This window comes from Vibrio makurazakiensis, from assembly GCF_050337375.1.
Lineage (GTDB): Bacteria > Pseudomonadota > Gammaproteobacteria > Enterobacterales > Vibrionaceae > Vibrio > Vibrio makurazakiensis.
In genome coordinates this window covers 1-6635 of record NZ_JAKJSW010000218.1, presented here as the reverse complement: position 1 = coordinate 6635, position 6635 = coordinate 1, and the positions used below count along the sequence as shown (strand labels likewise).

Here is a 6635-nt window from a genome sequence, read left to right as displayed (position 1 = left end):
GTCTAATTTACCTTTATTATCAGCACAGTTATTGTGGTTTTAATTAACGTAAACCTAACATTGAGATATTGATTAATGTTCGTTAATTATTTAAAAATGGAGCTATATGATGAAAGGCTCACACTGTCATCACTTAGCATGAAGAATTCATCATAACGGTGAATTTGTGGTTTACCCCCTAAACTGCATATGGCTCGCATTAGTCACGCGAGCCTTTCTTTTATCTAGAGATAAATCTCTACTCTTTAGCACTCTGGGAGTGTCGAAGCCCAGCGTTGGGTTAGGTTTTTATTGACTTCTTTAAGTTACCTACTCGCCTGTATTTCATTATCCATTCACAGTGTCAGCCCAATAGTGGAGAGGGACTTTAGTTAGATTTCAATAAGACCTAATACATTGCTTTGTGTGAAAAAAATATACCCGATCATGGCTAAGAAAGCGCCTCCCAAAAACTTGGAAATAGAAGGTGAACCACCAGCTTTCAATAAAGTAACAATCGAAACGTTTTTTCTAGTGACCACGGACAAACAAGCAATGATAGAGGTTGTCATGGCTGTTCCAAACGCCATAGCGAGTGCACTGTAAATCCCAAGCTCTCTATACCCCACCATATTTGCAAACAGTAAAACCATAACCGCACCAGTGCATGGCCTGATCCCAATTGACAGCACAATGCTAGCGACACTCGAATATGATGCTTTTTTCTTTGGCACGGTATTGAATGCTTGAGCCATTAATAAAATACCTAACCCGATAATGCACAAATAGCTGAGTCTAATAGCTGTCTCTACTGTGTCGTACATTTCGGCCATAGATGCAGCGTATACTTCAATCATRATTTCAATAATGCTTATCGCGACAAGAGCTTGTAGTAATGCTGAAGTCACGGTAATAAATATTGCAGTAGAGAGAGTGCATTTGTTCGTCACAAGATACGATGCTACGACTATTTTTCCATGACCAGCTCCTAAACTGTGAATGAGTCCATATAAGAAACTGACTCCGATAAAAGCGAATATGGAGTGAGTTTTTCCTTCGTGGATGTCATAAATGAGTTCACTTAACAGGTTGTTTAGCTCTCTTTGTATTTTTATCGCATGAGTAAAAAATTGAGGCCAATGCATCCACGTTGCGACAGATATAATAGTTAAGAAAACAAGAAATAAGATTTTTTTAAAGTTCAGCATGGTTTTCACATCTAATGTAAAGCGTTTCAGTAAACAATTGTCCGAGCTCGTTATCAGGGTCTGCATCTATAGGCAGTGACAGTGCAAAAGCTACTTGTTCCGGTGTGGGGTTTGGAGCTTTAAGGCGAGTCGAGCAATTAAGTTCATGGCTTAAGTGAATGGATTGCTGCGTATCCCAACTCATATCGACAAAGTAAGATGGGTCGAAGATCAATAGTTTCAACTCTTCATCAAGCACTGTGATGGGCTTTGCCAGAGGTAAATCGAAAGTTAGTGTTATTTTTCCTCTGTGGTAAGTCATTGCAGCATCAATCGCTTTCCTATATCTGATTGGATTATCGCGTTGATAGAAGTACGTGAAGTAGTGGCTACTCATCATGTTATCTATGACTTCTTTAGCTAAGTTTTGCAGTGTTTCTTGATTTATATTTGGTTCTCCGTCAAGCATATAAGTAGATGTCATTGCATCGAATTCCCACTCCATATAAAAACCAGAGATGGTGCTTTGCTCTCCTTGAACGTAAGTATTCATCTGAATCCATGAATGAGGGTGGGCACATATTTGGGCAGAATAGAAACTGACAAACGCCAATAAAACAAGAATAGGTTTCATAATAGACTGAAATTTTGTAATGAGAGGAAAGCTAACAGAAGCACTGTTAGCAGATATTTTTAGCGATCACTGAAGCACTCTGTAAGCCCATCGGTTATTGAATCCAATAATGAGAAATAGCTTCCATCATGCACTTCGATATCTGTTCCTAAGGGATCTAGGCGACCTATTTGAGTCGATGTTCCTTTGGTTGTTGACTTAATGACTGAAGGGGTAAATTGTGGTTCAGAAAATACGCATTGAACGTTCTTCTCTAATAGAGTTGTCCTAATTGAATTGAGCTTTTTCGCACCAGATTTACGCTCTGGGTCGACAGTGAAATACCCAAGGTTGTTGAGTTCAAAGTGCTCTTCAAAATAGCCATAAGCATCGTGAAAAACAAAGTAGCCTTTATCTCGTATAGGCTCTAGTCGGGTAGAAATATCAAACACGGTTTCAGAGAGTTCACGGTTAAACGCTTCTAAGCGAAGTTGATAGCGAGTTTGATTTTTTTTATCCATTTCTATTAGGCGTTCAGTGATACTTTGGGCAACTTCTCTCGCCTGTTGTGGGCCTAGCCAGATATGTGGGTCATAGCTACCATGACTTTTTCCACAACCACAAGATTTCCCAAATGCTCTCAAGGTCAAATGTTCGCTATCTGAAAGAGTTAAAACGTACTCTAAGTTTGATATCGGCTTCGTTAAAAAGCCTTCTAGATCATGGCCAAACCAGATGATTAGATCACTGTTATGCATGGCAACGATATCCGACGGCTTAAGCGCATAATCATGGGGGGATGCACTTACAGGCAGTAGAGAAGATGTACTGTCTTCTTCTAATACCAATTCATGAGCGATCATTTGGATTGGTTTTATTGAAGTCAATATATGTAAAGCATGGGCTTGAAAAGCGCATAGTGACAACAAAAGCAATAGATTGATTTTCATTGAGAGCCCTAAATAATTTAGATATGTGGATACGAGGCCTAGCGTGCCGTAATTAACTACTCGCTACAGTTAAATTTTGTACGAAAAGTTGACGCCTTGAGCATCTGAATTTCCGAATTGAGTGGGCTCAATAGCAAGGTTTGGATCGTTATATTGAGACGTAACGAAGTAGCTCACGGTGATAGCTAAGGCTGCGCCAGCAAGTACATCTGTTTTCCAGTGCTTGTTTGCGTAAACCCGTGAATAACCGACATATGAAGCGGCAAGGTAAGCAGGGATGCTATATTCAAGCCCATAGCGGTGATGTAAAAATGCCGCACCACTGAATGCTGCTGAAGTATGCCCGCTCGGAAATGATTGAAAGTTAGAGTTGTTAGGGCGCAGAACCTGAGTCGTGTGCTTAAGTAAGTGCGTTGTGCCTGCAGTAATTGCGATACCCTTGGCAGCTTCCCAAAAACCTTCTCTATCGTCTTTGTCAATGGCTATACCAAGGGCGACCAAAGGGATAGCGATCTGGCCCATATCTCCGATTTGCTCAGTAGTGGAGCTTGCTTGGGCTGCAAATGATACAGTTAGAGCTGCAGTTAGTAGAGTTCTATTCAGCATTTGCTAGTTCCTCAATCTCTTTGGCTTTACTAGCCCATCGAGTTAACTTATTAGCAGATATCTTTTGGATCATTTGTTCTATTTGGTGCGGGTCTGAAATACCATTGGTCGCCATATGTAGGAAAATAATGTCTAGTGACACGTTGATCACGTCTACCGCTTCACCAATAATCCCATCTACACCGCCTTTGTCTTTTGGCAAGCGCCCTTGGTTTATTTGAACCTCGATAGCAAGTTCACCGACTTCCTCTACAAGCTTCGCTAGGTCAAAGTCTAAAGTGCGTGTCACTCCCTCTGTACCGAATGATGCTGCTTGAGTTAACTTTTGCTCGATCAACATTATTTACACCTCTAACAGGTGGTTTAGTAGCTGTTCTAGTTCAGAAAAGCTTTTAAGAGTGTGGAGAGCAATTTGTTTGTTGCCGTTTATAACGATGGTCGGGGTAGCACTCACGTAGTATTCGTTTACGAGTTGGTCTAGTTCCTCCGCTTGCTTGTGTATTTCTTCACACCCTTTTCTGAATTCATCTGCATTACCACCACATTTTTCTAGAAGTTGCGCTAAGTCTTCGCGTGTACGTGGATCGTTACCTTTACGGTCGTGGATATTAGTAAGTAGACCAATGACAAACTTTTTATCAATGCCTTGGTTTTGTGCTGTGATGATACTTTCTTGAATGTCTTTACCAAGGTTGCCAGCGTTAACTGGAACATCGACAAATTTCACACCCGCGCGTTCTGCCATCATTTGGATTGGCGAGTGAACGATTGCACAGGGTTTGCAGAAAGGCGTATAGAACATCTTAATCTCTGGGTTACTGGAGGCTGGGCGATCGAGAGTGGTGTAGTGAACTCCGTTGACAAACTCAGAGTCAGCAAACGCTTTAGGCATATGCTTAAAACCCACGATAGTGAGAACAGACATAAGGGCTAAATAACCAAATACGGATAGATGAACTTGTTGAGTAAATTTCATGGATGAACTCATTTTGATGAAAGGCCATGAATGGCCTTTGATTTAGGGCAGTACACGCCATCCATGGCGATTTCTATTTTGTATGTTTAGAAGATGTATTGAGCACCAACACCTGCAGAAACTTGGTGGCTAGAAACCTTACCTTTTGTTTCGTAGTTAACGCTCATAGTACCTGACCAGTTATCAGTGATTTGGTAAGCACCACCGATAGCGATAGCTTGCTTAGAGCCAGCAGCACCAACACCCATACCCATACCGAATTGACCAGCAGAATTAAGAACAGGACGTGCGTTAGTGATTGCGTGAGAAGAAGCAACAACACCATCCATGCGGTCTTCAAGAACTAGCATTTTGTTACCCATATCTTTCATTTGATTCTCAAGAGAACCGATGCGAGATTCGTGGTTAGCTAGCTTCGCATCAGTAGCTGTAGCGTATGCAGCAGCATCTTTGTAAGCAGCAGCACCAGCTTCAGATATACGTGCATCTACTTCTGAATCGATTGCGATAATATCGTTGTTTCTGCTGTCATCGTTACTTTCACCGTCAACAATTTTCACATCTTTGATGTTGCCTGCGCGTTCTTCATACTCAAGACGAGCTACAACAGCGGCACGTTCTTGTTTTGACATTTCAGCGAATGCATTGGCAGCTTCACGTACATCCTCATTACTGTATGTCACACCATTAACTTCAACAGCGTCTCCAGAAACAGTTACGTGATTTAAAGCGTCATCTAAGCCTTTCGCCATAGCTGCGTTTCTATTGTCAATGTGGCCGTTCTGGTCGTTGTTTCTATCAGCTTCGTTGATTCTTTTCACAAAAACTCGATGCTGATCATCACCATCAATTACTGTAACCTTTGCGTCACCAGTAACTTGGTCGATTTTTGCGCGAAATACATCTTCTTGAAGTGAGTTTTTAACGTAAATCATGTCACCGTAATGAGTTACTTGACCAATTAACTCATTACTCTCACCTCCGATAAGGTACTCAACACCTGAGCTATCTTTCATTACACGTAGATTGTTTTCAGCTGCAAACTTGTCAAGTTGGCTATCATTCGCTTCTACAGTGCCATGCCAGTGATGTTCGGCCATTGCTGATACTGAAAATAGAGAAGTTACTGCTAGAGCTAAAATAGTTTTTTTCATTTTGATACCGTTTAAATAGTTTGAAAGTAAGGGGTGGCATTCCCTTGCCAACATTCATCCTTGCTTACGATGTAGGTCGTTACTTAATCGTTTTTAGAATGAGAACTTTGTACCAATCTTCACAACGTGGTCATCTGAAACACCTTTAACGCCTGAGTCGTTGATTGCGAACTGTACGTATGGAGCAACACCGTCATAAGCAGTAACAGTGGCTTTAAATTCGTAATTTACTCGGCTGCGATCAATGTCTGCAGCGTCTAGAGTGCGACGAAGATCTTTGTTGATCTCGATTTTGTTGATGCCTTTCGCTGTAAGGGTTACAGCGTCTAAACGGTATCCAAGAGTGAAGTCTAATCGAGCTGTTTCTGAACGTAGGCTATCTGTGTGAGAGTAAGTCGCAGTGCGATTGCCCTTTGAGTCAACAGTTCCAATCTCATGATGCTCTGTAAGCTTTTCTGTGTTTGCTTCATAACGAACGCGGGCTGCAGTGAACCAGCTTCCGTAATCAACTCCAGACTCAAGACCAATTTTCACTACGTTTGAGTCCATACCAGAGGTTTCTTGGAACTCGTATGCGTTCTCACCTGGATTTGGGTTAGTCAGAATTTTTGTTTTAGTGTCTTTAAACACGTAACCGATAGATGGTTTTAGGTAGCTGCTTTCAGATGTTTCTATTTTCCAAGATGCGCCTAGGTCTAGGTCTTTATTTGTAGTTGCTTCTGCAGACAAACCAAAGCCGTTATCAAAGCCGTAACCAAGCTCGATACCTTGAGTACTTTTGTTGCCGAACTCAGATTTAGTTGAACGATCACCGTAAACGTCGACTGTGATCTCTGCGAATGCTGTTGATGCTGTAAGTGATGCTAAAACGGCTGTAGCTACTGCTAGTTTTTTCATTTGTGTTTCCTAGTTAGTTCAAATATGAAAAAACCATCCTTGGGCTGTATCACAAAAAGTGGCATCTTGCCTTTAGTGTTTCATTTGTGATCTCTTGAGGTGGACTATACTTCTGGCGTGATCATTTGTGAAGTGTTATTTTTAAATTAAATCAAAAAAGTTCAACTTTTTAATAAAAAAAGCCCTAACAGAGACTGTTAGGGCTTTTTTGTTTCATATTTGATTTATTTATTAGAAATAATAGCTGTAATTGAACGATGTATTGTCTTCTTT

Annotated in this window: 8 protein-coding genes; all 8 read right to left on the bottom strand. The window is 41.0% G+C overall.

Features of this window, described 5'->3' with window-relative positions; all coding sequences use genetic code 11:
- Positions 1–371 precede the first annotated feature (371 nt).
- The 8 genes from L4C33_RS18280 to L4C33_RS18245 all read right to left on the bottom strand — a co-directional run bounded on the left by L4C33_RS18280 (position 372) and on the right by L4C33_RS18245 (position 6362).
- Entirely contained in the window at positions 372–1187 is an 816-nt protein-coding gene (locus L4C33_RS18280; RefSeq protein ID WP_428813842.1) for a nickel/cobalt transporter, read from the bottom strand.
- A complete protein-coding gene (locus L4C33_RS18275) occupies positions 1174–1800 on the bottom strand; it encodes a DUF1007 family protein (RefSeq protein WP_428813841.1) in 627 nt (208 codons plus the stop codon). The genes L4C33_RS18280 and L4C33_RS18275 overlap by 14 nt, the downstream gene beginning before the upstream one ends.
- Before the next feature lie 59 nt (positions 1801–1859).
- Complete coding sequence (locus L4C33_RS18270; protein ID WP_428813840.1) at positions 1860–2729, bottom strand: zinc ABC transporter substrate-binding protein; 870 nt, start codon at positions 2727–2729, stop codon at positions 1860–1862.
- A gap of 69 nt (positions 2730–2798) precedes the next feature.
- Positions 2799–3335, bottom strand: coding sequence for a phosphatase PAP2 family protein (locus L4C33_RS18265; RefSeq protein ID WP_428813839.1), 537 nt, complete (start codon positions 3333–3335; stop codon positions 2799–2801).
- On the bottom strand, positions 3325–3675 hold the full coding sequence (locus tag L4C33_RS18260) for a hypothetical protein (protein WP_428813838.1): 351 nt from the start codon (positions 3673–3675) through the stop codon (positions 3325–3327). Before L4C33_RS18260 ends, L4C33_RS18265 begins: the two co-directional genes overlap by 11 nt.
- Before the next feature lie 3 nt (positions 3676–3678).
- Positions 3679–4311 carry a thioredoxin domain-containing protein gene (locus tag L4C33_RS18255; RefSeq protein WP_428813837.1) on the bottom strand — a complete coding sequence of 211 codons (633 nt, stop codon included), beginning with the start codon at positions 4309–4311 and terminating at the stop codon, positions 3679–3681.
- 86 nt (positions 4312–4397) lie between these two features.
- Complete coding sequence (locus tag L4C33_RS18250) at positions 4398–5465, bottom strand: YadA C-terminal domain-containing protein (RefSeq protein ID WP_428813836.1); 1068 nt, start codon at positions 5463–5465, stop codon at positions 4398–4400.
- Between the two features lie 93 nt (positions 5466–5558).
- Positions 5559–6362, bottom strand: a complete 804-nt coding sequence (locus L4C33_RS18245; protein WP_428813835.1) for an oligogalacturonate-specific porin KdgM family protein — start codon at positions 6360–6362, stop codon at positions 5559–5561.
- Positions 6363–6635 lie beyond the last annotated feature (273 nt).

Coding starts and splice junctions, on each gene's coding strand:
- L4C33_RS18245 (WP_428813835.1), bottom strand. CDS start 6,362: ATGAAAAAACTAGCAGTAGCTACAGCCGTTTTAGCATCACTTACAGCA.
- L4C33_RS18275 (WP_428813841.1), bottom strand. CDS start 1,800: ATGAAACCTATTCTTGTTTTATTGGCGTTTGTCAGTTTCTATTCTGCC.
- L4C33_RS18265 (WP_428813839.1), bottom strand. CDS start 3,335: ATGCTGAATAGAACTCTACTAACTGCAGCTCTAACTGTATCATTTGCA.
- L4C33_RS18260 (WP_428813838.1), bottom strand. CDS start 3,675: ATGTTGATCGAGCAAAAGTTAACTCAAGCAGCATCATTCGGTACAGAG.
- L4C33_RS18255 (WP_428813837.1), bottom strand. CDS start 4,311: ATGAAATTTACTCAACAAGTTCATCTATCCGTATTTGGTTATTTAGCC.
- L4C33_RS18250 (WP_428813836.1), bottom strand. CDS start 5,465: ATGAAAAAAACTATTTTAGCTCTAGCAGTAACTTCTCTATTTTCAGTA.
- L4C33_RS18270 (WP_428813840.1), bottom strand. CDS start 2,729: ATGAAAATCAATCTATTGCTTTTGTTGTCACTATGCGCTTTTCAAGCC.